This is a genomic window from Pectobacterium sp. S5, assembly GCF_051707265.1.
Lineage (GTDB): Bacteria > Pseudomonadota > Gammaproteobacteria > Enterobacterales > Enterobacteriaceae > Pectobacterium > Pectobacterium polare.
In genome coordinates this window covers 218,002-241,594 of sequence record NZ_JAULSZ010000003.1, presented here as the reverse complement: position 1 = coordinate 241,594, position 23,593 = coordinate 218,002, and the positions used below count along the sequence as shown (strand labels likewise).

Sequence of the window (23,593 nt, the reverse complement as noted above, 5' to 3'; positions counted from 1 at the left end):
ATCAATAGGTTTTACCGTTTGTTTTGTGATATTCCCGTCGCTTTCCTGCTTGAACGCAATCCCGATACTTTTTTAGTAAGGTGAAATTCCTAACACCATTATGTGATTAAAATCACATTACAAATGTAATAGCGTAATAAAAGGCAATCGTTTTCGTGCATTGCGTCTATTTTTACTTAAAATGCATGACAAAATTATCTTCTGATTTTTTTAGATATTACCAAAACTTATTTTGCGGTCTTACGTACGACGTACATGACGTCTAACACTATGGTACTTAACATGAAAAAAACTTTCGCCGCAGGCGCGTTGCTCGCACTGTCATGCTCAATGCCTGTTCTTGCCGACAGCAATAAAGCCGAGTATCTGTCCGACTGGTGGCACCAGAGCATTAACGTCGTCGGTAGCGCTCACACCCGTTTCGGACCGCAACTGAACAGCACAACTTACCTGGAATACGAAGCATTTGCGCGTAAAGACTGGTTCGATTTCTACGGTTACGCCGATGCGCCTAAGTTTTTTGGTGGCGATCCCGACAGCCGTGGCATTTGGGACAAAGGCTCTCCGCTGTTTGTCGAGATCGAACCACGCTTCTCAATTGATAAACTGACGGGAGCTGATCTGAGCTTTGGTCCGTTTAAAGAGTGGTACATCGCCAATAACGTTATTTACGATCAGGGTCGCAACAGCGGTTCACGCCAAAGCACCTGGTACATGGGCTTAGGTACCGATATTGATACCGGCACCGATCTGTCTCTCTCACTGAACGGCTATGCCAAATACCAATGGCAGAACTACGGCGCCGCTAACGAAAACGAGTGGGACGGCTACCGTGTAAAAGTGAAATACTCTTACCCACTGGGTTCGATGCTGGGCGGCAACGTCTCGTACATCAGCTTCACCAATTTCGATTTTGGCTCAGAACTGCGTGATAAATCGAACTCAAGCCGCACCAACAACTCCATTGCCTCCAGCCATATTCTGGCGCTGGGCTACGATCACTGGCACTACTCTTTCGTCGCTCGTTATTTCCACAATGGCGGCCAATGGGCTGATGGCGCAGAACTCAATTTCGGCAAAGGCCCGTTTGAAGTGAAATCTACTGGCTGGGGCTACTATCTGGTCGTTGGTTACAACTTCTAAAATCGCCTCCTCTTTCCGGCGACCACGGATGTTCGCCGGAAGATTAATAACAGTAACAGTTTGAATTGTAATAATTATTCATTCTGGATGTCCTGATATAAACAAGGTAGCATAGACCTCCGAATCCCCCTTCGGAGTTTTGTCATGTCAACGCGTCGCTACAGTCAGGAACAACGCCAAAAAGCCTTGCTCGCCCGTATTGCACAAGATATCCCCGCCAGCGTGCAACTGGCCTTGCGTGAAGATTTAGGTGGCATCGTCGATGCTAATCAAGACATTACCGCGCTTCTACTCCCCGACAACGAGACCGTCAGCGCACGCATTATCACGCGTGAAGCGGGTATATTCTGCGGCACGCGCTGGCTTGAGGAAGTCTTTTCTCAATTAGGCAACACGACAACGATCGTCTGGCACGTTGCCGATGGCGACGCTATCACGCCCAACCAAACGCTGTGTGACATCACTGGACCAGCCAAACAGCTCCTGACGGGCGAACGCACTGCGCTGAATTTCCTGCAAACGCTGTCCGGTGTCGCCACTGAAGTCAGCCGCTATGTTGCCGTATTGCAGGGAACGCGTACTCGGCTGCTGGATACGCGCAAGACGCTGCCGGGGCTGAGAACCGCGCTGAAATACGCCGTATCCTGCGGTGGCGGAGACAACCACCGACTCGGTTTATCCGACGCCTTCCTGATCAAGGAAAACCACATCATCGCCGCGGGCTCAATCAAAAATGCGGTAGAAAAAGCACAGTCTTTACGCAGCGATGTTCCGGTAGAAGTTGAAGTCGAATCGCTGGATGAATTACAGCAGGCGCTGGAAGCGGGAGCAGATATCATCATGCTGGATAATTTCAGTCTGGATAATATCCGGGAAGCCGTTAACACCACACAAGGCCGCGCATTGCTGGAAATATCCGGTAATGTCACCCTCGATACGCTGCGTGGCTACGCGGAAACCGGCGTGGACTATATCTCCGTGGGGGCGTTAACCAAGCACGTACAGGCACTGGATTTATCCATGCGCTTCGTCTAACCGCTCCTCTATTTCTATCAGCGAGGTGCCATTTCGCACCTCGTTCACTGCTCTACATCTCATCCTCTCGCACACTATCGTAATAACACACACTACAAATCCTGCACGGACGTCCTGTCCCGACAGCGTGAAAATTGCGTCTCTGCTCGCAAAAAATTTTCAATCCTCTGCAAGTCGCTAAAAAAATGTCGTAGCGCTTTCCTATTTCATATTTCCCTGCTCGTCAGCCTTCGCCCCCTTTTCTATGCTGCTGGCCATCCGTATGGGTTTCTGCACCGAAGCATTTAATTTATGTGCCACAACAGGGAAATCAACATGACAACACAACAAGGATTTACGCTGATTGAGCTGATGATTGTTATTGCGATCATCGCCATCCTCGGTGCTATTGGCGTACCGGCGTATCAAGGCTATCTGCAAAAAGCAGCGCTAACGGATATGCTTCAAACGATGGTGTCTTATAAAACGCCCGTCGATCTCTGTGGTCTGGAAAATGCCGCGTTTACCGCCTGCAATACCGGTAGTCAGGGAATTCCGGGCAGTAAATCTTCACGTTATGTTAGCGCCGTTAGCGTCGCTCAAGGAGTGATTACGCTGACTGGCCAATCCACTCTGCAAGGGCTGCGCGTTATTCTGACGCCAACGTGGGATACCGAAATCGGATCTTCACGCTGGACGAAAAACTGTGCCACGGATGACAACGCAGAGAGCCTACAATCCGCCTGTCAGGACGTTTTCCGTTTCGATAATACGGCAGGCTAATCATGACAGACTCCTCCTTCTCCTCCGAGCATACGCTCAACGAGTTGCAGACGCTGTGCCGACGTTATCAGGCATTGTTGCTCAGTCTCGATGAACAAACGCTGTCGGTCGCCGTCACGGCTTCCCCTTCTGCGGAGATGATTGCCGCGCTGCGTTTCGCCAGCAATCGCCGCATTATGGTAGAACAATGGCCACAGGCCAGAATGGAACAGCAGCTTAACCCGGTGAACGCCGTTGCCGAGCCTGCAGAAACCTATCAGGCCAGCACTTATGCCAACACTCACAACAAGACTCAGAACAACAGCGCCGGACAGCAGGATCATGACGATGACTCCCCCGTTGCACAGTTTATCCATCAAACGCTACGCCTCGCCGTTCAGCGGCGCGCGTCTGATATCCACTTTGAGCCGTTGCTAGATAGCTATCGCGTACGCCTACGCATTGACGGCGTGCTACAGGCCATATCCGCACCGCCGCCCGAACTGACAAACCGTATTACCGCACGGCTGAAAATCATGGGTAAGTTGAACATCGCCGAACGGCGATTGCCGCAGGACGGCCAGTTCAGTCTGACGCTGGATCAACAAGCCTACTCATTACGCATCGCTACGCTGCCCGTACAACAAGGCGAAAAAGTCGTACTGCGTATTTTGCAAACGCATCAGCAGGAGCTGGCACTGGATAAACTTGGGCTCACCGCAAAGGCGTTACAGCAGGTGATTAGCGTGCTGAGCGCCTCACAAGGAATGCTGTTAGTCACGGGTCCGACAGGCAGTGGAAAAACTGTCACGCTTTACAGCGCAATACGCTGGCTGAACGAGTGCAGCCGCAATATCTGTAGCGTGGAAGATCCGGTCGAAATTCCCTTGCAGGGCATCAACCAAACGGCAATCAATCCCAAAGCCGAACTGGGCTTTGGCCGAATTTTACGAGCGCTGCTGCGACAGGATCCAGACGTCATTATGATCGGTGAAATCCGCGATGCTGAAACCGCAGAAATTGCGGTAAAAGCCGCACAAACCGGCCATCTGGTTATGTCCACGCTGCATACCAACTCTGCCGTAGAAACGTTAACTCGCCTCAGTCATCTGGGCATCCCCGGCTACCTGTTAGCCGCAGCGCTCAAACTCATCATTGCCCAACGCCTTGTACGTCGGTTATGTCCACACTGTAAAACCCCAGGAGAACCGCTACTTTCACTACCAAACGACGTATGGCAAAAGCCACTGCAACATTGGCAAGCCCGCGGCTGTAGCCACTGTTTTTCTGGCTACTATGGCCGCGTCGCGCTCTATGAATTATTGCCTATCACGCCAGATTTTCAGGCTGCGCTAGCGGGCAACGCCAGCACAGGGGAATTATCTGCGCTGTCTCGCCGTTCAGGTTTTCCAACGTTGCTGGCCGCAGGGCTTGAGCTGGTCAACGACGGCCTGACCTCACTTGCTGAAGTCTACCGTGTGGTGGGCGATGAGCGGTCAATGAAGCAGGAGACGCAATGAAGCTACAGCGCTTATATCACTGGCAGGCCATCACGTCCGAGGGCGAATTTATCGATGGAGAACTGATTAGCACACATCGCCAGCATGCCTATGCCAGCCTGATTGCACAGGGTTACCAGCCGCTTCTCGTAAAAGCCGGCCATTACCTGTCGCTACGCTACTGGAAACGTGAACAACTAGGCGAGTTAATCAAACAGCTTGCTGCCCTGCTACAAGCCGGATTACCGCTGCTGGAAGCATTAAAACTGGTATCGGAACAGCATGAACGCCCCGGCTGGCGCTGCGTATTACGGGATGTGCGTACCCATGTTGCTCAGGGAAATTCGTTCTCTGAGGCGTTACAGGAATACTCGCATATCTTTCCCGTTCTGTATCAATCCCTCATTGCCGTCGGCGAGCTGACTGGGAAGCTAGACGCATGCTGTCTACAGCTCGCCCAGCAGCAAGAGAAGCAGTCCAGACTGCAACAGAAAGTCATCAAAGCGTTACGCTATCCCTGCTTTGTTTTGGCAATCGCCATGCTGGTCAGCATGATGATGTTGACGCTGGTTCTGCCCGAGTTTGCGTCGCTCTATTCCTCGTTCGATACGCCGCTGCCGTGGTTTACCCGTCAGTTGCTTTATCTAGCAGAAATCATATCTGACTACGGACTGATTGGGTTGCTGATGCTTAGTGGCCTGATCGTGGGATACGCCCGTTTAAGAAAAAAAAGGCCATTATGGAAAATCCGAGAGCAAGAATGGCTGCTGAAGCTTCCTATCGTATCCAGCCTGCTACGCGGTAAATCGCTGAATCAGATATTCCATATTCTCGCCATGACGCAACATGCTGGCTTGACGCTCCCGGAAGGACTGGATGCTGCCGCGACGATCCGTCATCCGCTTTATCAGGCCGCAATTCAACAAATACAAGCGCAGCTGCATCAGGGTACATCGCTATACCATGCCACACAGCATCACGCCATGCTGTTCCCTGCCCCCTGTCCGCAGCTGATTCGCGTGGGGGAAGAAACCGGCGCGTTGGATGCGATTTTTACACAACTGGCAGAATGGCATGAGGGTCGGGTACAACAACAGGCAGATATGCTGACGCAAACGCTGGAACCGTTGCTGATGATGGTCGTCGGGGGAATGGTCGGTGCACTGGTAATTGGCATGTATTTGCCTATCTTCCAGTTGGGGAATGTATTGGCCAGTGCCTGAACTGACCAATACAGCATACAAACAGCGACAAACTACGCCGTATGCACCGCTGCTAACAGCGGAAAGACGGCGTGTAACGGCGGCAACTACCCGTTAAAAATACGGTTTTCCTGCTCGGCCACGCGGATAAACGTTGTACGCTTCGTCAGCTCTTTCAAACGGGATGCACCAACATAGGTACAGGCCGAGCGCAGGCCACCAAGAATATCGCGCACGGTATTGTCTACCGGACCACGCAGCGGCAATTTCACGGTTTTCCCTTCTGCAGCACGGTACTCCGCCACACCGCCAACATGACGCTCCATCGCGGATGCGGAACTCATTCCGTAGAACAGCATCATTTTCTCACCGTTTTCTTCCACGATGGTGCCTTCACATTCATCATGCCCAGCCAACATACCGCCCAGCATGACGAAATCGGCTCCACCGCCAAATGCTTTCGCGACATCGCCCGGCATGGCGCATCCACCGTCGCTCACGATTTGCCCACCGAGACCATGTGCTGCATCGGCGCATTCGATCACGGCAGAAAGCTGAGGATAACCGACACCCGTTTTAACGCGCGTCGTGCAGACAGAACCTGGGCCAATGCCGACTTTCACGATGTCCGCACCGGAGAGGATAAGTTCTTCCACCATCTCGCCAGTCACGACGTTTCCAGCACAGATAACCTTGTCTGGACAGGCCTCACGCGCTTTTTGCAGGAACGTGACAAAGTGCTCGGAATAGCCATTGGCTACATCGATACAGATGAATTTCAGCTCAGTCGACAGCGCTAAGATTTGCTTTAACTTGATGAAATCAGCCTCAGATGTCCCGGTCGAAACCATCACATGGCGTAATACCGATGCGGGTGCGCGTTGCACAAACTGAGACCATTGCTCGACAGAATAGTGTTTATGGACAGCCGTCAGAACATCAAAAGAGGCCAGGACTTCCGCCATACTAAACGTACCCACGGTATCCATATTGGCTGCGATAATCGGTACGCCGGACCAGTTTCCGCCGGCATGGAGGAAGGTGAATTGACGTTCCAGTTCAACGTCGGAGCGGCTTTTCAGCGTCGAACGCTTTGGCCGGATGAGAACGTCTTTAAAGCCTAACTTTAAATCTTCTTCAATACGCATGAGGTTCGAGTTCCTGGTTAGTGACGGCGGAATACTCAGTATCGTTACTGAGCATAATCATTTCTGAAAAAATAATGCCCTTTACCAGTGACGTTATCATACGCAGGAATAATCCTGCGGCAAGACTGCGATTTTCAGTTTATTTGGGATAAAATCAGAGAAATTTACCTATCACCTAGCAAAGTGATAACGTGAAGCACACTGCAGTTGATGCCTGATTGACTTCAGGGGGACGGGAAGATATTCCTCACCCTTGAAAATAGTAGAAATGTTAACTTTTCAACACGGGTGCAATGACATACATCGTAGCCTTAACGGGCGGTATCGGCAGCGGAAAAAGCACCGTAGCTGATGAATTTGCCAAATTAGGGGCCACTATCGTTGATGCGGATATCATCGCGCGTCAGGTAGTCGAGCCAGGGGAACCCGCACTGGATGCCATCAGGCTCCGGTTTGGCGACGCTATGCTCCATACCGATGGTTCATTGAACCGTGCCGCACTACGCCAACGGATTTTTTCCTCACCAGAGGAGAAACAGTGGCTGAATAATTTACTCCATCCGCTGATCCATCAGGAAACACAGGCCCGGTTTCAGGCTGCATCCGCACCGTACATTCTGTGGGTCGTCCCTTTACTGGTGGAGAACGGTTTACAACAGCGAGCACAGCGTGTGCTGGTCGTTGATGTAGACAAAGAAACACAGCTTGCACGCACGCTGGCTCGCGATGGCATCAGTCGGCAGCAAGCAGAAAACATACTGGCAGCACAGGCTACCCGAGAACAGCGCCTGGCTTATGCCGATGATATTATTGATAACAGTCGCTGCCCAAACGAGCTGGCTCCACAGGTTGCGGAATTACACCGCCAGTACCTTGAGCTAGCCGCCTCCGCAGCCGACAGGATGACTAAGAATGAGTGACGCCCCCTCAACCATTTTATTCGAATACCCGTTGAACGAAAAAACGCGCACCTGGTTGCGTATCGAATCGTTATTGCAACAGTTGCATCAAAACCACTCCCTGACCGATATGGGAGGCGCTCTGACATTTTTTCGTGCCATAGCCGAGCTGCTCGATGTATTGGAACGTGGAGATGTACGCACCGAGCTGCTGAAAGAACTGGAGCGGCAACAGCAAAAACTGCTGCAATGGAGTGATGTGCCGGGCGTTGACATGGAACGCATCCATACGCTGCGCCGTCAGCTAAAAGATTTATCCAGTACGCTGATGGCGGCACCGCGGATGGGGCAGTTCTTACGGGAAGATCGCCTGATTGGCATGGTACGCCAGAGGCTCGGTATTCCCGGCGGATGCTGTAGTTTCGACCTGCCTACCCTGCATAGCTGGCTACATCAGCCTCAGACGCTGCGCGAGAAATTAGTTTTCGGTTGGCTTAACTCCTTGTCACCGCTCAAACAAGCGCTGGATATGATCCTGGAACTGATCCGCCACTCCGGCACGTTCCGCCCGCAGACCAGCCTGAACGGCTTCTTCCAAGACAATGCCTCCGATGCTGACCTGCTACGTTTGCGCCTTGAACAGGAACATCAGCTCTATCCGCAAATATCCGGCCATAAGACACGCTATGCCATCCGTTTCCTGCCATTAGATAGCGAAAACGGCCACATTCCTCCGCGTTTAACATTTGAACTGGCCTGCTGCTAGACTCAGCCCTGACAAACCAGAATGCGTTAAGTAGCAAATATGTGTTAAGTAACAAATAGAGTGAAAAAGAATCTTATGACAACAGAAATTACGACGGTGAAATGCCCTACCTGCAAGCAGGCGGTCATCTGGGATGAAACCAGCATCTATCGCCCATTTTGCAGCAAACGTTGTCAGCTCATCGATTTGGGTGAATGGGCTGATGAAGAAAAGCGCATTCCAAGTGATGATATGGTTTCTGATAGTGAAGACTGGAGCGAAACGCAGTAACAACCACGCTTCGCGATAGCAGCTTTCAGGCAGGTAACGTTAGATTAAAGCGATTTCAGCCAGTGGATCATCTCTGCATTTGCTGGCGGAAATTCTTCCTCACGTAATTCTTCTACGCTCACCCAACGAGATTCCTGACCTTCCCGACCATAGGGTTCCCCCTGCCACGTTTCGACCAGAAAGAAATGAAGCGTGATGATTCTCTCCGGCGTAGAAAACGTTTTGTCGTTTAGCGGCTGTGGTGCGCTGGCTTCGATACCCGTTTCTTCACGCAGTTCACGAATCAGCGCCTGCTCTGGCGTTTCACCTTCTTCAACTTTACCGCCGGGAAATTCCCACATCCCTGCCATATGAACGCCATCAGGGCGGCGAGCAATGAAATATTGCTGATCCGCATTGCGAATGATGCCGACCGCGACGGATAACTGTTTTTGCGTCATGACACTTCCTATCAGGTTCTTATCAAGTAAAAGGCGGTCAATGACCGCCCTTATACTTATCACATTTTAATCACTGGATTCAGCGGTCAATTATTTCTGTAAACGACCGTGGCACTGCTTATATTTCTTGCCTGAACCACATGGGCAAGGATCGTTACGTCCAATCTTACGGTCTGCCTGAGCTGGTGAGCCCGTATTCAGGCTATCTTCTTCCTGATGGCTAAACTGCTGCTGCTGCGCCAAACGTTCAGCTTCTTCACGGCGTTGCAGCTCCAGCGCTTCGATTTCTTCCGGCATTCTCACCTGGACTTTGCTCAGCGTACTGATCACTTCATATTTCAGTGATTCCAGCATCGCGGCAAACATAGAGAACGACTCACGCTTATATTCTTGCTTCGGATCTTTCTGTGCATAGCCACGCAGATGGATACCCTGACGCAGGTAATCCATTGCCGCCAGATGCTCTTTCCACAAGGAATCCAGCGTCTGCAGCATCACGCCTTTCTCGAAGTTGCGCATGACCTCAGTGCCAACCACTTCTTCTTTGCGATGATAAACCTCAAGCGCCTGCTGGAAAATACGCTCACGCAGCGTTTCTTCGTGCAGCTCAGGCTCTTTATCCAGCCACGCTTTGATCGGCATATCCAGATCGAAGTCGTTCTTCAGGCGCTGTTCCAGACCTTCCGTATCCCACATTTCTTCCAGAGATTCCGGTGGAATATAGCTGTCGATAGTCGCTTTAAACACATCCTCACGAATACTGGTGATGGTTTCACTGATATCGGACACATCCAGCAGTTCGTTACGCTGTGTGTAGATCGCACGACGTTGGTCGTTCGCCACATCATCGTATTCCAGCAGCTGTTTACGAATATCAAAGTTACGGCTTTCCACTTTGCGCTGTGCGTTAGCAATCGCCTTGGTGACCCACGGGTGCTCAATTGCTTCGCCCGGTTTCATACCCAGTTTACGCATCATGTTAGAAACGCGATCGGAGGCAAAAATACGCATCAGCGCATCTTCCATCGACAGATAGAAGCGTGATGAACCCGCATCCCCCTGACGGCCGGAACGACCACGCAGCTGGTTATCGATACGGCGAGACTCATGGCGCTCTGTACCGATAATGTGCAAACCACCCGCAGCCAACACTGCATCATGGCGCACTTTCCAGGCCGCTTTGATTTCTGCAATTTGCGCATCATCCGGGTTTTCCAGATGTGCGACTTCTGCCTGCCAGCTACCACCCAATACGATGTCCGTACCACGACCGGCCATGTTGGTGGCGATGGTGACGGCACCAGACTGACCCGCCTGCGCAACGATGTCCGCTTCCATGGCGTGGAATTTCGCATTCAATACATTGTGTTTGATGCCCGCTTTTTCCAGCGCCTGAGAAACCACTTCGGATTTCTCGATAGAGATTGTACCGACCAGAATAGGCTGACCTTTTACAGAGCGGTCTTTGATATCTTCAATGATGGCATCGATTTTTTCCTGCTCGGTCATGTAGACCAGGTCAGGCAAGTCTTTACGAACCATCGGACGGTTGGTCGGCACCACAATCGTATCCAGCTTATAGATAGAGCTGAATTCGAATGCTTCGGTATCTGCCGTACCGGTCATCCCTGCCAGTTTTTCATACAGGCGGAAGTAATTCTGGAAGGTAATGGAAGCCAGCGTCTGGTTTTCATTCTGAATAGCCACCTTCTCTTTCGCTTCTACAGCCTGATGCAGACCATCAGACCAGCGACGCCCCTGCATGGTACGGCCAGTATGTTCGTCGACGATGATCACTTCACCGTCTTTCACAATGTAATCGACATCGCGGGTAAACAATACGTGCGCACGCAGCGCGGCGGTCACATGGTGCATCAGCATAATGTTGGTCGGAGAGTACAGCGACTCACCCTCTTCCATAATGCCTTCTTTCACCAATAATTCTTCTACCAGAACCAGACCACGTTCGGTGAGGTTAACCTGACGCGCTTTCTCATCAACAGAGAAATGGCCTTCGCCGAGGAAGGTATCCGAATCGTCTTTCTCCTGACGGATCAGGTGGGGGATGATTTTATTGACGCTGATATAAAGCTCAGAGCTGTCTTCAGCTGGGCCGGAAATGATCAGCGGCGTACGCGCTTCATCGATCAGGATGGAGTCAACCTCATCCACCAGCGCGTAGTACAACTTACGCTGTACGCGTTCTTCTGGGCTGAACGCCATGTTGTCACGCAGGTAGTCAAAACCGTATTCGTTATTGGTACCGTAGGTGATGTCTGCCGCATAGGCTTCACGCTTCGCCGGAGCAGGCATTCCCGGCAGGTTGATACCAACGCTCAAGCCAAGGAATTCAAACAACGGACGGTTATTTTCGGCGTCACGCTGTGCCAGATAATCGTTCACGGTAACCACGTGTACGCCACGGCCAGTTAGCGCATTCAGGTATGCAGGCAGCGTTGCCGTCAGCGTTTTACCTTCACCGGTACGCATCTCCGCGATGCAGCGCTCGTTCAGTACCATACCGCCGATAAGCTGCACGTCGAAGTGACGCATGCCAAATACACGCTTACTGGATTCACGGACTACCGCGAAGGCTTCCGGCAGCAGGTTCTCCAGCGACTCACCTTTTTCCAGACGGGCACGGAACTCTTGCGTTTTCGCTTGCAGTTCTTCATCTGAAAGTTTCTCCATTTCTGGTTCGAAACGACCGATGACATCAACATTTTTACGCATACGACGCAGCGTACGATCGTTACGGCTACCAAAAATTTTGGTTAGGATATTCATGACCATAATAGTTTTAATCTCACAAGTGCCACGTATCCAGTGGCAACACAACATCGAAAAACTGAGAAACTCAGCAAAAAACGAGAGTAATTTCTTCAGCTAATTATCCACTACACTTTCAGCTGAAAAGATGAGGCCCTGCACGGATGCCGCGGATTTGGGCAAGCCAGATGCCGATTTGATGGTGTGCCTGAGGATAAAAAGTGACGCGCCCAGCATGGGGGGAGATCACAAAGGGATAGTGAGAATCCTGCGTCAACAACGCATTTAGCGTATCCAGCAAAACCAGAGAATGGGGTTGAAGATCGTCAACCTGCTGGGCACTGGCCGTCTGTGGCGTCGTCAACGCAAAAGAAAGATGACGGATTACCGTGCGAATCGCATGCTGATGCCAATAATCAACGCTGTAGGACGAACGCCGATGCGCTTCCTTCAGTGCGACCAGATCGGTAAGGTTCAGCGATACGTTATTCTGGCGACTCACGCTGGAGCTTGAATTAGGGAGTGAGGCGATATCCTGTGAGTCGTTCAGGCTTGTCGGCAGGCCAAGACTCGCCGCGACCATCCCTAATAAGAGATGCGGCCAGAAATAACGTCTGCCAAATTGTCGCCAACGATTTAGAATACCAATCACGAGTAACATCCACCGGAGCCAGGTCTATGCGTGATAGCCGCCCACAATCACTGGAATTTCTGTTTGATAGCGCATCCATGTCGGGTAAAGGCCCGCTACAAGATGTGCAACAGCGCGCTATCGCCTTATTAAAACTCAACCGTGCCGTACGCGGGTTACTGCCTGCACCGTTGCACCCATGGTGCCGCGTCGCTAATTACCGGCAAGGTTTACTGATACTGGAAACCGCCAACGCCAGTTGGCTGATGCGGTTACGTTACGAACAACCTGCGCTGCTCTCTGCATTGCGCGCACAAATACTACCATCATTGGCTTCAATCGACATCAGGATTAATCCAACGCTTGCCGCAAAAGGGCATGAAATCGTGAAAAATAGTGACATTACGCCGACGGAAAATACCGATGACAAACCGTTGCGTCAGTTGAGTGAACAAAGTGCGGAAACATTGAGGACGTTAGCAGGCAACAGCCCGGAAAAACTCAGAAAGATATTAGAACGACTGGCTTCATTGGCCGGAGAGAGTACCAATAAAACCAGTCGTAATAAGAAGTGATTACTTCAACTTCAAGCGTTACGCCAGCACGATAGACGGTGCTTTAAACGCCAACGGCATTTCAGCTTCGTCTTCAAAGGTCACGTATTCCCACGCTTCCTGATTCGCCAACACAGCCTGCAACAGTTTGTTGTTCAGTGCGTGTCCAGACTTAAACGCAGAGAACGCACCGATGATGTTGTGGCCACACATAAACAGGTCGCCGATGGCATCCAGCATTTTATGGCGGACAAACTCATCTTCAAAACGCAGACCGTCTTCGTTCAGTACGCGGTAATCGTCAACGACGATGGCACAATCCATACTGCCGCCCAGGCACAACCCACGAGACTGCAAGTATTCGATATCGCGCATGAAGCCGAATGTACGCGCACGGCTGATCTGGCGAACAAACGCATCAGCGGAGAAATCCAAACGATAGCGCTGGTTGCCCGCATCAATCGCCGGGTGATTGAAGTCGATAGTAAAATCCAGACTGAAGCCGTTAAACGGTTTCATCTCGGCCCACTTGTCGCCATCTTCAACGCGAACGGACTGTTTGATACGTACGAATTTCTTGGCACAATTCAGCTCTTCGATACCAGCATCTAACAGCAGGTAAACGAACGGGCTGGCGCTGCCATCCATAATTGGAATTTCCGGCGCGTCAACATCAATGACAATATTGTCAATGCCCAACCCTGCAAGCGCAGCGTTAAGATGCTCCACCGTAGAAATACGGACGTCATGCTCATTAACCAGGCAAGTACAGAGCATGGTATCACGCACGGATTTTGCATCAGCCGGAAAATCAACCGGGGGATTCAAGTCTGTGCGGCGATAGATGACCCCGGTATTTGCCGGTGCAGGACGCATGGTCAACGTGACCTTCTTGCCGGTATGTAACCCGACACCAGTCGCCTGAACAATACGTTTTAATGTACGTTGTTTGATCATCATTTTATCTCGCATGTTACTGAACCTACCGACCTAGTATACACCAGGCTCGGTGGCACAGTTTAGCACAAAGAGCGGAGATTCCAACGTTATCTGGCAGCAAGTTAGTCTGCCTGCTTACGCAGAAACGCCGGGATATCCAGATAGTCTGGCTCTTTATTCGTCTGCGGATTCTGGTCGTTAACCACTTTGGCCGCCGGTTTTTCCTGTGCCAGTGGCGTCATACCGTGTTGCTGATAACGATGATCCATCACAGGCTGGCTGGCCTGCTTGTTCGTCACCAGAGTAATCTCAGGACGCTTGTCCATACCGATACCTGTCGCAACAACCGTGACACGCAGTTCATCATTCATTTCCGGGTCAAGCGATGTACCGATTACCACTGTCGCATTATCGGACGCAAATGCACGGATAGTGTTACCAACCGTCTCGAACTCATCCAGACGCAGGTCAAAGCCCGCCGTGATGTTGACCAACACGCCACGCGCGCCGGACAGATCGATATCTTCCAGCAGCGGGCTGGAGATCGCCATTTCAGCGGCTTCTTCTGCACGGTCTTCACCACGCGCAACACCGGAACCCATCATGGCATAACCCATTTCGGACATCACGGTACGCACGTCTGCAAAGTCGACGTTCATCAGACCTGGACGCGTGATCAGCTCGGCAATACCCTGCACCGCGCCTTTCAGTACATCGTTTGCCGCGCCAAATGCATCCAGCAGGGAGATACCGCGTCCCAGCACTTTCAGCAGTTTGTCGTTTGGAATAGTGATCAGCGAGTCGACGTGCTTAGACAGCTCGGCGATACCCTGCTCTGCAAACGCCATACGCTTTTTGCCTTCAAAGTTGAAAGGCTTGGTCACCACAGCAACGGTCAGAATGCCCAGGTCTTTTGCGACTTCAGCCACAACTGGCGCAGCACCTGTACCTGTACCACCGCCCATACCTGCAGCGATAAACACCATGTCCGCACCTTCCAGTGCTGAACGCAGTGCTTCACGATCTTCTTCAGCTGAATTACGGCCGACTTCAGGGTTAGCGCCTGCACCCAGACCTTTCGTGATACCACTACCGATCTGAATCGTCTGGCCAACAGCCGTTTTGCGTAATGCCTGCGCATCCGTGTTGACCGCGAAGAATTCGACGCCTTCGATGCGCTCACGCACCATGTGTTCGACGGCATTACCACCGCCGCCACCGACGCCGATGACTTTAATCACCGCGTCGTTGGTTAATTCCATTGGTTCAAACATAATTTCTCTCCGTTTGTGCCTGTAACTGCGAGATCATAAAACTGTGCCAGGTGATCTCTTTGATAACATTAAAATTCTTTCCTCAACCAGCTATTGATTCTCTTGAACCAGTTGCTCACTGAGGTACGTTTTTCGACTTCATGCTCACCACCCAGATGAGATTCTTTTCCGTAATGCAGCAACCCAACCGCCGTTGAGTAATAAGGCTCTTGGGCATAATCCGTCAGCCCTGTTATATTCATTGGTTGTCCAATACGCACCTGTGTATGGAACACACGCTGCGCACAGGCCGCCAGGCCGTCTATTTGCGCGGCACCGCCCGTCAGCACGATCCCTGCTGCCAGATGATGTTTCACGCCTTGTTGACGCAACTGCTCCTGCAACTGTAAAAGTTCATCGTTCACCAAGTTCAACAGCTCGGTGTAACGTGGTTCAATCACTTCCGCCAATGTCTGTCTTTGCAGACTGCGGGGTGGACGTCCTCCAACGCTCGGGACTTCCACATTCTCATCTTTGCCAACAATCGCGCCTAATGCACAACCGTGGCGTACCTTGATCGCTTCGGCATCCGTCGGCGGCGTACCAAATGCGTAAGCAATATCGCTGGTAACCACATTGCCCGCATACGGAATCACTTTAGTGTGTCGCAATGCGCCGCCGGTATAGACCGCAATGTCCATTGTACCGCCGCCGATATCCACTACGCACACGCCCAGCTCACGTTCGTCTTCAGTCAGAACCGCATAACTGGAAGCCAGTCCCGCAAAAATCAGCTGGTCGACCTTTAAGCCGCAGCGTTCAACGGCTTTAACAATGTTCTTCGCCATATCGTTATGGCAAGTTATCAGGTGGACTTTCGCCTGCATGCGCACGCCAGATAAGCCAACCGGGTTTTTAATCCCTTCCTGATAATCGATCGCGTACTCCTGTGGAATCACATGGAGAACACGGTGTTCATCACGCACGCGCACGGATTTAGCGGTATGCACCACGCTTTCCACGTCGTCCTGCGTAACCTCTTCTTCTGAAATAGGCACCATCCCTATTTCATTCTGGCAGCTGATGTGTTTTCCCGAGAGCGCCAGATACACGGAAGAGATCTGGCAGTCTGCCATCAACTCAGCCTGATCAATAGCGCGCTGAACACATTTAACGACTGATTCCAGATCGTTTACGCCGCCTTTATCCATACCGCGTGACGGGCAACTGCCTACGCCAATAATGTTGACCATGCCATCGGGCAGAACTTCCCCTACCAGCGCAGCCACTTTTGCTGTACCGATTTCCAGCCCAACTACCAGTTTTCTGTCCGTCGACTTGATCATTGTTGTTTAGCCTGTGCCTGTTTCTGGTTACTGTTCTGTTGCTGATCAATGTCTTAGTGCTGACCAACTCGTTGCCGATCACCGTGTTGTGGTTGATCACCCTGTTGTTGATCAAGCAAAGCTGGAGCCCAGCCTATCGCGGCCCCGCTGTCGTACCGCAAGTCCACATGGCTGATACGTTTGTTTTCGCTCTGAGCCTGCCGCTGCAACAGCGGATACAGCTCGATAAAGCGTTGCAGACGTTTGGCCCTATCGTCCCGCCCCAATTCAAGGCGAGTATCATCGTCTAATCCTAGTTGCCACGAATGCCGCGCACTCATCGCCACCATTTTTAACGTAAACTTCCCGGCGGCCAGCGTCTGATTCATTGCGCGATAGCCTTCCAGCACTTCTGCTTCACTGCCTTCCGGGCCATACAGCAGCGGCATCTTGCGATTGCCAATACGTTCGGCAGGTACACTGAACGAATTTCCTTCTGCATCAACCATTAGCTGATCATTCCAACGCGCTACCGGAACATATTCAACCAGATGAATCTTTAATTCGTCCGGCCACTGCTTGCGCACGCTGGCCTGTTTTATCCACGACAGACGCTCGATCTGCTGCTGGATCACGTTCACATCCTGTGTCATGAACGTTCCCGGCGACCCCAACGACAAAATGGCCTGACGGATATCGTCGTTGGTGGTGTACTGCCTTTCCCCTGTCACTGCCATGCGGGAGAGCGGTAAGCGGCTGGCATCTTTCATCCACCCCACGACCATCCAACTTCCCCAGACGATCGTCCCTATCACCATCAGCAGGAAAATCATCCCTGCCAATTGGCCTCCATTACTGCGACGTGTTCCTTTCGTTTCAGGCTCTCGTCCGCGTGTATTCAGCGCTGCCTGCGACATATCAGCCAGCGAGCCCTAAAATTTTCACGACCAGTTGTGAGAAAGTCAGCCCACGTTGGCGCGCCGCCATAGGAACCAGGCTGTGGCTCGTCATCCCCGGAGACGTATTCACCTCAAGCAGATAGAAAGCGCCGTCGCTATCCAGCATAAAATCGACGCGTCCCCATCCGCTGCAATCCACCGCACGATACGCTGCCATTGCCAGTCCAGCTAACGTCTGCTCTTGCTCGTCCGACAAACCACTCGGACAGAAATACTGTGTATCATCCGACAAATACTTCGCTTCATAATCGTAAAACGTACCCGCAGGCTGAATACGAATAGAAGGCAAGACCTCATCACCCAGAATAGCAACCGTATACTCTGGGCCAGTCAGCCATTTCTCGACCAGAACATCATCATCGTGACGAAATGCTTCTTCCAGTGCCGCAGGCAGTTCGCTAAGCGTATTCACTTTGCTCATGCCGACGCTGGAACCTTCACGGCTTGGCTTGACGATCAACGGCAGCCCGAGATGGGCGAACTTCGCCAGCAACGCATTTGCCGCCGTTTCTGAGTATTGGCGACGATCCAGTGCCACGTATGGCGATACTGGCAATCCCACCGTTTGCCACACCTGTTTGGTGCGGAGTTTATCCATCGTCAGTGCGGATGCCATGACGCCGCTACCGGTATAAGGCAGCCCCAGGAATTCCAGAACGCCCTGCAATGTGCCATCTTCACCACCACGTCCATGCAACGCGATGAAAACGTTGGTAAAGCCTTCTTCCTTCAACTTTGTCACGGGGAAGTCGCGAGTATCAACTGCATGCGCATTGATGCCCGCTTCTTTCAGGCCAGCCAAAACCGCCTGACCGGAAAGTAACGACACTTCACGTTCGGCAGAGGTTCCACCAAGCAATACAGCAACTTTCTCAGTCATGATGTTCCTCATTCACTCATCTGCGGCTGTAATCTGGAATCAGCCAGTTTACGCGCCAATTTACCGATGTTGCCGGCACCCTGAACCAAAATCAGGTCTTCACCTCGCAGCGCCTGTGACAACAGTTCCGGTAAAGTATCCACATCCGTCACCAGAATCGGATCAATCTTACCTCTTCCGCGAATCGTACGGCACAGCGAACGGCTGTCCGCGCCTGGAATCGGCGACTCTCCGGCGGAATACACTTCCAGCATCAGCAACACGTCAACCTGTGATAACACGTGCGCGAAATCGTCATACAAATCGCGGGTTCGCGTATAGCGATGCGGCTGAAAAATCATGACCAACCGCTTATCCGGCCACCCGGCACGGGCGGCTTTAATCGTGGCATCGACTTCCGTCGGGTGATGGCCATAATCATCCACCAACATCGCCGTACCGCTTTGCCCATTTACCAGCTCAAGCGGGTACTCACCGAGAAAATCAAAGCGACGGCCTGTACCCTGAAAACGCTCAAGGGCACGTAGAATCGCTTCGTCATCAATACCTTCATCCGTTGCTACGGCAACCGCCGCCGCCGCGTTGAGCGCATTGTGACGCCCCGGTGCATTCAGCATGATGTTTAGCAACGGCTTGTCTTTCCGCTCAAGCGTAAAGTGCCCTTGTGCGCCAGTCTGGCGATACCCAGCGACACGTACATCGGCATCGTCACTAAAACCATACGTGGTGATATGACGACCCACGCGTGGCAGCAGCTCACGGATTACCGCATCATCAATACACATCACCGCTTGCCCGTAAAACGGCAGGTTGTGCAGGAAATTGATGAACGTCTGCTTCAGGTTCTCAAAATCGCCCTGATAGGTGTCCATATGGTCGGCTTCAATGTTGGTCACAATCGCCACCATCGGCTGCAAGTGCAGGAAAGACGCATCGCTTTCATCTGCTTCTGCAATCAAGTAACGGCTTGAGCCCAAACGCGCATGCGTTCCCGCCGCCTTCACTAATCCACCGTTCACAAACGTCGGATCCAGTCCCGCTTCCGCGTAAATACTGGAGACCATCGCCGTTGTCGTCGTCTTACCGTGCGTACCTGCGATCGCAATACCGTGACGAAAACGCATCAGCTCCGCCAACATTTCGGCACGACGGATCACCGGAATACGTGCGTCATGTGCAGCGACAATCTCAGGGTTATCCGCCGTAATCGCGCTCGATACCACCACCACGCTGGCGTTCAGAACGTTCTCCGCACGGTGGTGGAAATAAATCTGCGCGCCAAGTTCGGTCAACTGCTGCGTCACAGCATTCGGAGCCAGATCGGAACCGCTAATTTCATAACCTTCGTTAGCCAACACTTCGGCGATACCACCCATGCCAGCACCGCCGATGCCGACAAAGTGTATGTGCCGGACGCGATGCATCTCGGGCACGATTGAACGTAGTTTCGCCAGTTGTTGAGTATTCACTTTATTCTATCGCTACCTTGTAGCGTCGTCGCACAGCCTTATGTTCGACAACGTTGTATTAATTAACCATGAGCCACATGTGTGGCCCGACTGCCTGCCGCTGCACTGACTTCCGCCGCAACCCGCTCGGTTGCATCTGGAATGGCTACTGCGCGGGCTTTTTGCGCCATTGTCAGCAAGGTTGCGCGATCCCAACTGGACAGCACCTCGCTAACAGCCGCCACGTTGAACTGTGGCTGCTCAATAATTTTGGCTGCGCCTGCCTTTTCCAACGGCAGCGCATTCCAGTATTGCTGCCGATCTTTATGCTGGAACGGGACAAACAGCGCCGGTAACCCAGCCGCCGCAATTTCACTGACGGTCAATGCGCCAGAACGGCACACAACAACATCCGCCCAGGCGTAAGCTGCCGCCATGTCATCAATAAATTCGGTAATCTTGTGCTGCGTCTGCCCAACATCCTGATAGGCCTGTTGAACGGTTGATAACGCGCCTTTACCGACCTGATGCCAAATCGTCACGCGATCGCGCAACTGTGCCGCCACGCCGGGTAGCGTTTGATTCAGCACTCTTGCGCCCTGACTACCACCAACAACCAGCACCCTCACAGGGCCTGAGCGATCGGCTAATCGAGTTTCCGGCGCAGGCAATGCAAGCACATCGGTTCTGACCGGGTTCCCCACAACATCCGCTTTAGGAAATGCGCCCGGAAATGCCTGCAATACCTTTTTGGCGATATGGGATAACCAGCGGTTGGTCAGCCCTGCAATGCCATTTTGCTCATGCAGTACGACCGGAATGCCACACAGCCAGGCAGCCAAGCCACCGGGGCCAGAAACATAACCGCCCATACCCAACACCACATCAGGCTGGTAACGGCGCATAATCGCGCGAGCCTGACGCACTGCCTGAAAAATACGAATCGGCGCGCTTAACTGCGCCAAAATGCCTTTACCACGCAAGCCAGAGATGCGGATAAAATCAATTTCGATACCATGCTTAGGCACCAAATCGGCTTCCATACGATCCGCTGTGCCTAACCAGCGAACCTGCCAGCCCTGCGCCATCAGGTGGTGCGCAACCGCCAGCCCGGGGAAGACATGCCCGCCCGTACCGCCAGCCATCACCATCAAACGCTTGCCTTCGCCACTCATCGGGCACCTCTCGTAAACGCCTGCGCTTTCGTCAGACGCGTTTCAAAATCAATGCGTAACAGCAAAACAATTGCCGTCGACATAATGATCAAACTGGAACCGCCGTAACTGATCAGCGGCAACGTCAGCCCTTTCGTCGGTAGCATCCCCGCCGCCGCGCCTACGTTCACCAGCGTCTGAAAGCTGAACCAGACACCGATAGAACATGCCAGAAAGCCCGAAAAACGCTGATCGATCTCAAGCGCCCGCTTCCCGATAGACATCGCACGAAAAGCGACGAAGAATATCATTAACAACGCTAAAACCACACCGATATAGCCGAGTTCTTCACCTAAAATAGAGAAAATGAAATCGGTATGTGCTTCCGGCAAATATTCCAGTTTCTGTACTGAATTCCCCAGCCCTTGCCCCCAGAATTCACCGCGCCCAAATGCCATCAAGGACTGCGTTAACTGGTAGCCGCTGCCAAACGGATCGTCCCATGGATTCCAAAAAGACGTCACACGGCGCATACGGTAAGGCTCAGCGACAATCAGCAGGCCAACGGCAAACACGCCACAGCCGATGATCGCCAGAAACTGCCACATCTTGGCGCCAGCCAGAAACAGCATCGCCAGCGTCGTAATAAACAGTACAACCACGGTACCGAGGTCAGGCTGCGCCAGCAGCAGCACCGCCAACACCACCATCACGCCCATTGGTTTGCAAAAGCCCCAGAAGTTATTCCGCACTTCTTCAACTTTGCGCACCATGTAGCTGGACAGATAGCAAAACAGCGCCAGCTTGGATAATTCCGCAGGCTGAATACGCAATGGCCCCAGCGAAATCCAGCGTGATGCACCGTTGACCGAGCTTCCTACTGCGAGCACCACCAGCAGCATGACCATGGAGAGCAGTAGCAGCACCGGGCTGTAACGTTGCCATATCTCCATCGGGACACGCAGCGTGATTAACGACAAGCCAAACGCTAACCCCAGATAAACCGCATCACGCTTCGCGAACAAGAACGGATCGCTAGCAAGACGCTGCCCAACAGGCATGGAAGCCGACGTCACCATCACAAAACCAATCACGGCCAGCCCAAGCGTCAACCACACCAATGTTCTGTCATACAGAACAATGCTGAGCGTATCGCTTTCGCGCGTTCCCATCACCCAGCTCTTGATGCGCTCGATAAACGCCAGCCCGAAGAACCGCATCAGCCTAACTCCTCCGCCAGACGAGCGAATTCATCGCCTCGCTGTTCAAAACTGCGGAACTGATCCAGGCTTGCGCAAGCTGGTGACAGCAACACCATATCGCCCGGCTTTACGCGTTCGGCGATGATACGCATCGCCTGTTCCATCGTTTCTGTCTGCTCGGCAATGTCTGGACGCAACGCAGCCAGCTGTTGCCCATCCTGACCGAAGCAATACACATGAATATGTTCGCCCTGCAAATACGGTACCAGCGGCGAGAAATCAGCAGATTTACCGTCACCGCCTAACAGCAGGTGCAGCGTGCCTTCCACCGCCAAACCGCTCAATGCCGCCTCGGTGCTGCCCACATTGGTGGCTTTAGAGTCATTGATCCACCGTACGCTGTTACGCTCAAAAACCATTTGAAAGCGATGAGGCAGCCCGGTAAATGACGTCAACGCCGTCAGCGCAGACGCACGTGGAATCTTCACTGCATCAGCCAGCGCCAGCGCTGCCAATGCGTTCGTATAGTTGTGCTGCCCGACCAGCTTGATTTCACGGGTATTGAGCACACGTTCGCCGTCCACCCGCAGCCAGGTTTCTCCCTGTTGGCGGTTAAGATGGTAATCACCAACATCGACGCCAAAACTACGACAGCGCGCATCCGCACCGCGAACCGGCATGGTCAGTGCATCGTCAGCATTCACAACACACAAATCTGCGTGTTCATAAATACGCAATTTCGCCGCGCGATACTGCTGTAGACCAAACGGATAACGGTTGGTGTGATCTTCCGTCACGTTCAGAATGGTTGCCGCAGCGGCGTGCAGGCTACTCGTCGTTTCCAATTGGAAACTCGACAGCTCCAGCACATAAAGCTGAGCAGGCTGTTCAAGCAGTTGCAGTGCAGGTAGGCCGATGTTGCCACCCACTCCCACCTGCCAGCCTGCGGCACGCGCCATTTCACCGACCAGAGTCGTCACCGTGCTTTTACCGTTAGAACCGGTAATCGCCACAATCGGGGCTTGCGCTTCACGGCAGAACAGTTCGATATCGCCAACGATCTCAATGCCAGCGTCGGCAGCGTCACACAGAATCGGCGTTGCCAACGCAACGCCAGGACTGGCGACGATCAAATCTGCGCTCATCAGCCAGTCTTCATTCAAGCTACCGAGGTGTCGTTCTACCTGCTCCGGCAGCTTATCCAGACCTGGCGGACTGATACGGGTATCCACCACGCGCGGTACGACATCGCGCGCGAGAAAGAAATCAACACAGGAGAGCCCGGTCAGACCCAACCCGATAATGACGACTTTTTTACCCTGATAGTCCACCATGT

22 protein-coding genes are annotated in these 23,593 nt (G+C 52.4%); 9 read left to right on the top strand and 13 right to left on the bottom strand.

Annotation, left to right across the window (positions count from 1 at the left end):
• Positions 1–282: 282 nt before the first annotated feature.
• The 5 genes from QWJ20_RS13545 (at position 283) to hofC (ending at position 5,641) form a co-directional block, all read left to right on the top strand.
• The gene (locus tag QWJ20_RS13545) at positions 283–1,143 is read left to right on the top strand and encodes a nucleoside-specific channel-forming protein Tsx (RefSeq protein ID WP_039483546.1); all 861 of its coding nucleotides are present in this window, start codon (positions 283–285) and stop codon (positions 1,141–1,143) included.
• A gap of 144 nt (positions 1,144–1,287) precedes the next feature.
• Positions 1,288–2,178 (top strand): carboxylating nicotinate-nucleotide diphosphorylase, encoded by an 891-nt coding sequence (gene nadC, locus QWJ20_RS13540; RefSeq protein ID WP_109411680.1) that lies wholly within the window; start codon positions 1,288–1,290, stop codon positions 2,176–2,178.
• 315 nt (positions 2,179–2,493) lie between these two features.
• A complete protein-coding gene (gene ppdD, locus QWJ20_RS13535) occupies positions 2,494–2,940 on the top strand; it encodes a prepilin peptidase-dependent pilin (protein WP_205555734.1) in 447 nt (148 codons plus the stop codon).
• 2 nt (positions 2,941–2,942) lie between these two features.
• On the top strand, positions 2,943–4,439 hold the full coding sequence (gene gspE / locus QWJ20_RS13530) for a type II secretion system protein GspE (RefSeq protein ID WP_433992734.1): 1,497 nt from the start codon (positions 2,943–2,945) through the stop codon (positions 4,437–4,439).
• Positions 4,436–5,641, top strand: a complete 1,206-nt coding sequence (hofC, locus tag QWJ20_RS13525; protein WP_433992733.1) for a protein transport protein HofC — start codon at positions 4,436–4,438, stop codon at positions 5,639–5,641. The genes gspE and hofC overlap by 4 nt, the downstream gene beginning before the upstream one ends.
• 86 nt (positions 5,642–5,727) lie before the next feature.
• Here hofC and QWJ20_RS13520 read toward each other — a convergent pair whose 3' ends face one another.
• On the bottom strand, positions 5,728–6,768 hold the full coding sequence (locus QWJ20_RS13520) for a GMP reductase (protein WP_095700603.1): 1,041 nt from the start codon (positions 6,766–6,768) through the stop codon (positions 5,728–5,730).
• A 293-nt stretch (positions 6,769–7,061) separates the two neighbouring features.
• Here QWJ20_RS13520 and coaE point away from each other — a divergent pair, with 293 nt between their 5' ends.
• From coaE to yacG, 3 genes are all read left to right on the top strand, one after another.
• Positions 7,062–7,688, top strand: a complete 627-nt coding sequence (gene coaE, locus QWJ20_RS13515; protein WP_433992732.1) for a dephospho-CoA kinase — start codon at positions 7,062–7,064, stop codon at positions 7,686–7,688.
• Positions 7,681–8,433 (top strand): cell division protein ZapD, encoded by a 753-nt coding sequence (gene zapD / locus QWJ20_RS13510; RefSeq protein ID WP_127156325.1) that lies wholly within the window; start codon positions 7,681–7,683, stop codon positions 8,431–8,433. The genes coaE and zapD overlap by 8 nt, the downstream gene beginning before the upstream one ends.
• A gap of 75 nt (positions 8,434–8,508) precedes the next feature.
• Complete coding sequence (gene yacG, locus QWJ20_RS13505) at positions 8,509–8,703, top strand: DNA gyrase inhibitor YacG (RefSeq protein ID WP_039483526.1); 195 nt, start codon at positions 8,509–8,511, stop codon at positions 8,701–8,703.
• A 44-nt stretch (positions 8,704–8,747) separates the two neighbouring features.
• On the opposite strand, the gene mutT is transcribed toward yacG, so the two are convergent.
• The 3 genes from mutT to secM form a co-directional block, all read right to left on the bottom strand.
• On the bottom strand, positions 8,748–9,143 hold the full coding sequence (mutT, locus tag QWJ20_RS13500) for an 8-oxo-dGTP diphosphatase MutT (RefSeq protein ID WP_039483523.1): 396 nt from the start codon (positions 9,141–9,143) through the stop codon (positions 8,748–8,750).
• Positions 9,144–9,233: 90 nt separating this feature from the next.
• The gene (gene secA / locus QWJ20_RS13495; RefSeq protein WP_039483521.1) at positions 9,234–11,936 is read right to left on the bottom strand and encodes a preprotein translocase subunit SecA; all 2,703 of its coding nucleotides are present in this window, start codon (positions 11,934–11,936) and stop codon (positions 9,234–9,236) included.
• Positions 11,937–12,048: 112 nt separating this feature from the next.
• Positions 12,049–12,564, bottom strand: a complete 516-nt coding sequence (gene secM / locus QWJ20_RS13490; RefSeq protein ID WP_192870325.1) for a secA translation cis-regulator SecM — start codon at positions 12,562–12,564, stop codon at positions 12,049–12,051.
• 26 nt (positions 12,565–12,590) lie between these two features.
• Between secM and QWJ20_RS13485 the strand changes: the two genes are divergently transcribed.
• Entirely contained in the window at positions 12,591–13,118 is a 528-nt protein-coding gene (locus tag QWJ20_RS13485) for a DUF721 domain-containing protein (protein WP_400445701.1), read from the top strand.
• A gap of 18 nt (positions 13,119–13,136) precedes the next feature.
• On the opposite strand, the gene lpxC is transcribed toward QWJ20_RS13485, so the two are convergent.
• The 9 genes from lpxC to murD form a co-directional block, all read right to left on the bottom strand.
• Complete coding sequence (lpxC, locus tag QWJ20_RS13480) at positions 13,137–14,054, bottom strand: UDP-3-O-acyl-N-acetylglucosamine deacetylase (protein ID WP_039295256.1); 918 nt, start codon at positions 14,052–14,054, stop codon at positions 13,137–13,139.
• Between the two features lie 104 nt (positions 14,055–14,158).
• The gene (gene ftsZ, locus QWJ20_RS13475) at positions 14,159–15,310 is read right to left on the bottom strand and encodes a cell division protein FtsZ (RefSeq protein WP_005975217.1); all 1,152 of its coding nucleotides are present in this window, start codon (positions 15,308–15,310) and stop codon (positions 14,159–14,161) included.
• Between the two features lie 68 nt (positions 15,311–15,378).
• Positions 15,379–16,635, bottom strand: coding sequence for a cell division protein FtsA (ftsA, locus tag QWJ20_RS13470; protein ID WP_039483509.1), 1,257 nt, complete (start codon positions 16,633–16,635; stop codon positions 15,379–15,381).
• 53 nt (positions 16,636–16,688) lie between these two features.
• Positions 16,689–17,531 (bottom strand): cell division protein FtsQ, encoded by an 843-nt coding sequence (gene ftsQ / locus QWJ20_RS13465; protein WP_095700609.1) that lies wholly within the window; start codon positions 17,529–17,531, stop codon positions 16,689–16,691.
• Between the two features lies 1 nt (position 17,532).
• A complete protein-coding gene (locus tag QWJ20_RS13460; RefSeq protein ID WP_095700610.1) occupies positions 17,533–18,453 on the bottom strand; it encodes a D-alanine--D-alanine ligase in 921 nt (306 codons plus the stop codon).
• Between the two features lie 8 nt (positions 18,454–18,461).
• Positions 18,462–19,922 (bottom strand): UDP-N-acetylmuramate--L-alanine ligase, encoded by a 1,461-nt coding sequence (gene murC / locus QWJ20_RS13455; protein WP_433992731.1) that lies wholly within the window; start codon positions 19,920–19,922, stop codon positions 18,462–18,464.
• A gap of 62 nt (positions 19,923–19,984) precedes the next feature.
• Positions 19,985–21,076: an undecaprenyldiphospho-muramoylpentapeptide beta-N-acetylglucosaminyltransferase gene (gene murG / locus QWJ20_RS13450; RefSeq protein ID WP_433992730.1), complete on the bottom strand. Its 1,092-nt coding sequence runs from the start codon at positions 21,074–21,076 to the stop codon at positions 19,985–19,987.
• Positions 21,073–22,275 (bottom strand): cell division protein FtsW, encoded by a 1,203-nt coding sequence (ftsW, locus tag QWJ20_RS13445; protein ID WP_205555740.1) that lies wholly within the window; start codon positions 22,273–22,275, stop codon positions 21,073–21,075. The genes murG and ftsW overlap by 4 nt, the downstream gene beginning before the upstream one ends.
• On the bottom strand, positions 22,275–23,591 hold the full coding sequence (gene murD / locus QWJ20_RS13440; protein WP_433992729.1) for a UDP-N-acetylmuramoyl-L-alanine--D-glutamate ligase: 1,317 nt from the start codon (positions 23,589–23,591) through the stop codon (positions 22,275–22,277). The genes ftsW and murD overlap by 1 nt, the downstream gene beginning before the upstream one ends.
• Positions 23,592–23,593: the final 2 nt, after the last annotated feature.

Excerpts from the sequence above, each read along its gene's own strand:
- coaE (WP_433992732.1), top strand. The coding sequence starts at position 7,062 with ATGACATACATCGTAGCCTTAACGGGCGGTATCGGCAGCGGAAAAAGC.
- lpxC (WP_039295256.1), bottom strand. The coding sequence starts at position 14,054 with ATGATCAAACAACGTACATTAAAACGTATTGTTCAGGCGACTGGTGTC.
- ftsZ (WP_005975217.1), bottom strand. The coding sequence starts at position 15,310 with ATGTTTGAACCAATGGAATTAACCAACGACGCGGTGATTAAAGTCATC.
- ftsQ (WP_095700609.1), bottom strand. The coding sequence starts at position 17,531 with ATGTCGCAGGCAGCGCTGAATACACGCGGACGAGAGCCTGAAACGAAA.
- QWJ20_RS13520 (WP_095700603.1), bottom strand. The coding sequence starts at position 6,768 with ATGCGTATTGAAGAAGATTTAAAGTTAGGCTTTAAAGACGTTCTCATC.
- ppdD (WP_205555734.1), top strand. The coding sequence starts at position 2,494 with ATGACAACACAACAAGGATTTACGCTGATTGAGCTGATGATTGTTATT.
- QWJ20_RS13485 (WP_400445701.1), top strand. The coding sequence starts at position 12,591 with ATGCGTGATAGCCGCCCACAATCACTGGAATTTCTGTTTGATAGCGCA.
- murG (WP_433992730.1), bottom strand. The coding sequence starts at position 21,076 with ATGAGTGGCGAAGGCAAGCGTTTGATGGTGATGGCTGGCGGTACGGGC.
- zapD (WP_127156325.1), top strand. The coding sequence starts at position 7,681 with ATGAGTGACGCCCCCTCAACCATTTTATTCGAATACCCGTTGAACGAA.
- ftsA (WP_039483509.1), bottom strand. The coding sequence starts at position 16,635 with ATGATCAAGTCGACGGACAGAAAACTGGTAGTTGGGCTGGAAATCGGT.
- yacG (WP_039483526.1), top strand. The coding sequence starts at position 8,509 with ATGACAACAGAAATTACGACGGTGAAATGCCCTACCTGCAAGCAGGCG.
- hofC (WP_433992733.1), top strand. The coding sequence starts at position 4,436 with ATGAAGCTACAGCGCTTATATCACTGGCAGGCCATCACGTCCGAGGGC.
- nadC (WP_109411680.1), top strand. The coding sequence starts at position 1,288 with ATGTCAACGCGTCGCTACAGTCAGGAACAACGCCAAAAAGCCTTGCTC.
- secA (WP_039483521.1), bottom strand. The coding sequence starts at position 11,936 with ATGGTCATGAATATCCTAACCAAAATTTTTGGTAGCCGTAACGATCGT.
- gspE (WP_433992734.1), top strand. The coding sequence starts at position 2,943 with ATGACAGACTCCTCCTTCTCCTCCGAGCATACGCTCAACGAGTTGCAG.
- QWJ20_RS13545 (WP_039483546.1), top strand. The coding sequence starts at position 283 with ATGAAAAAAACTTTCGCCGCAGGCGCGTTGCTCGCACTGTCATGCTCA.
- QWJ20_RS13460 (WP_095700610.1), bottom strand. The coding sequence starts at position 18,453 with ATGACTGAGAAAGTTGCTGTATTGCTTGGTGGAACCTCTGCCGAACGT.
- ftsW (WP_205555740.1), bottom strand. The coding sequence starts at position 22,275 with ATGCGGTTCTTCGGGCTGGCGTTTATCGAGCGCATCAAGAGCTGGGTG.
- mutT (WP_039483523.1), bottom strand. The coding sequence starts at position 9,143 with ATGACGCAAAAACAGTTATCCGTCGCGGTCGGCATCATTCGCAATGCG.
- murD (WP_433992729.1), bottom strand. The coding sequence starts at position 23,591 with ATGGTGGACTATCAGGGTAAAAAAGTCGTCATTATCGGGTTGGGTCTG.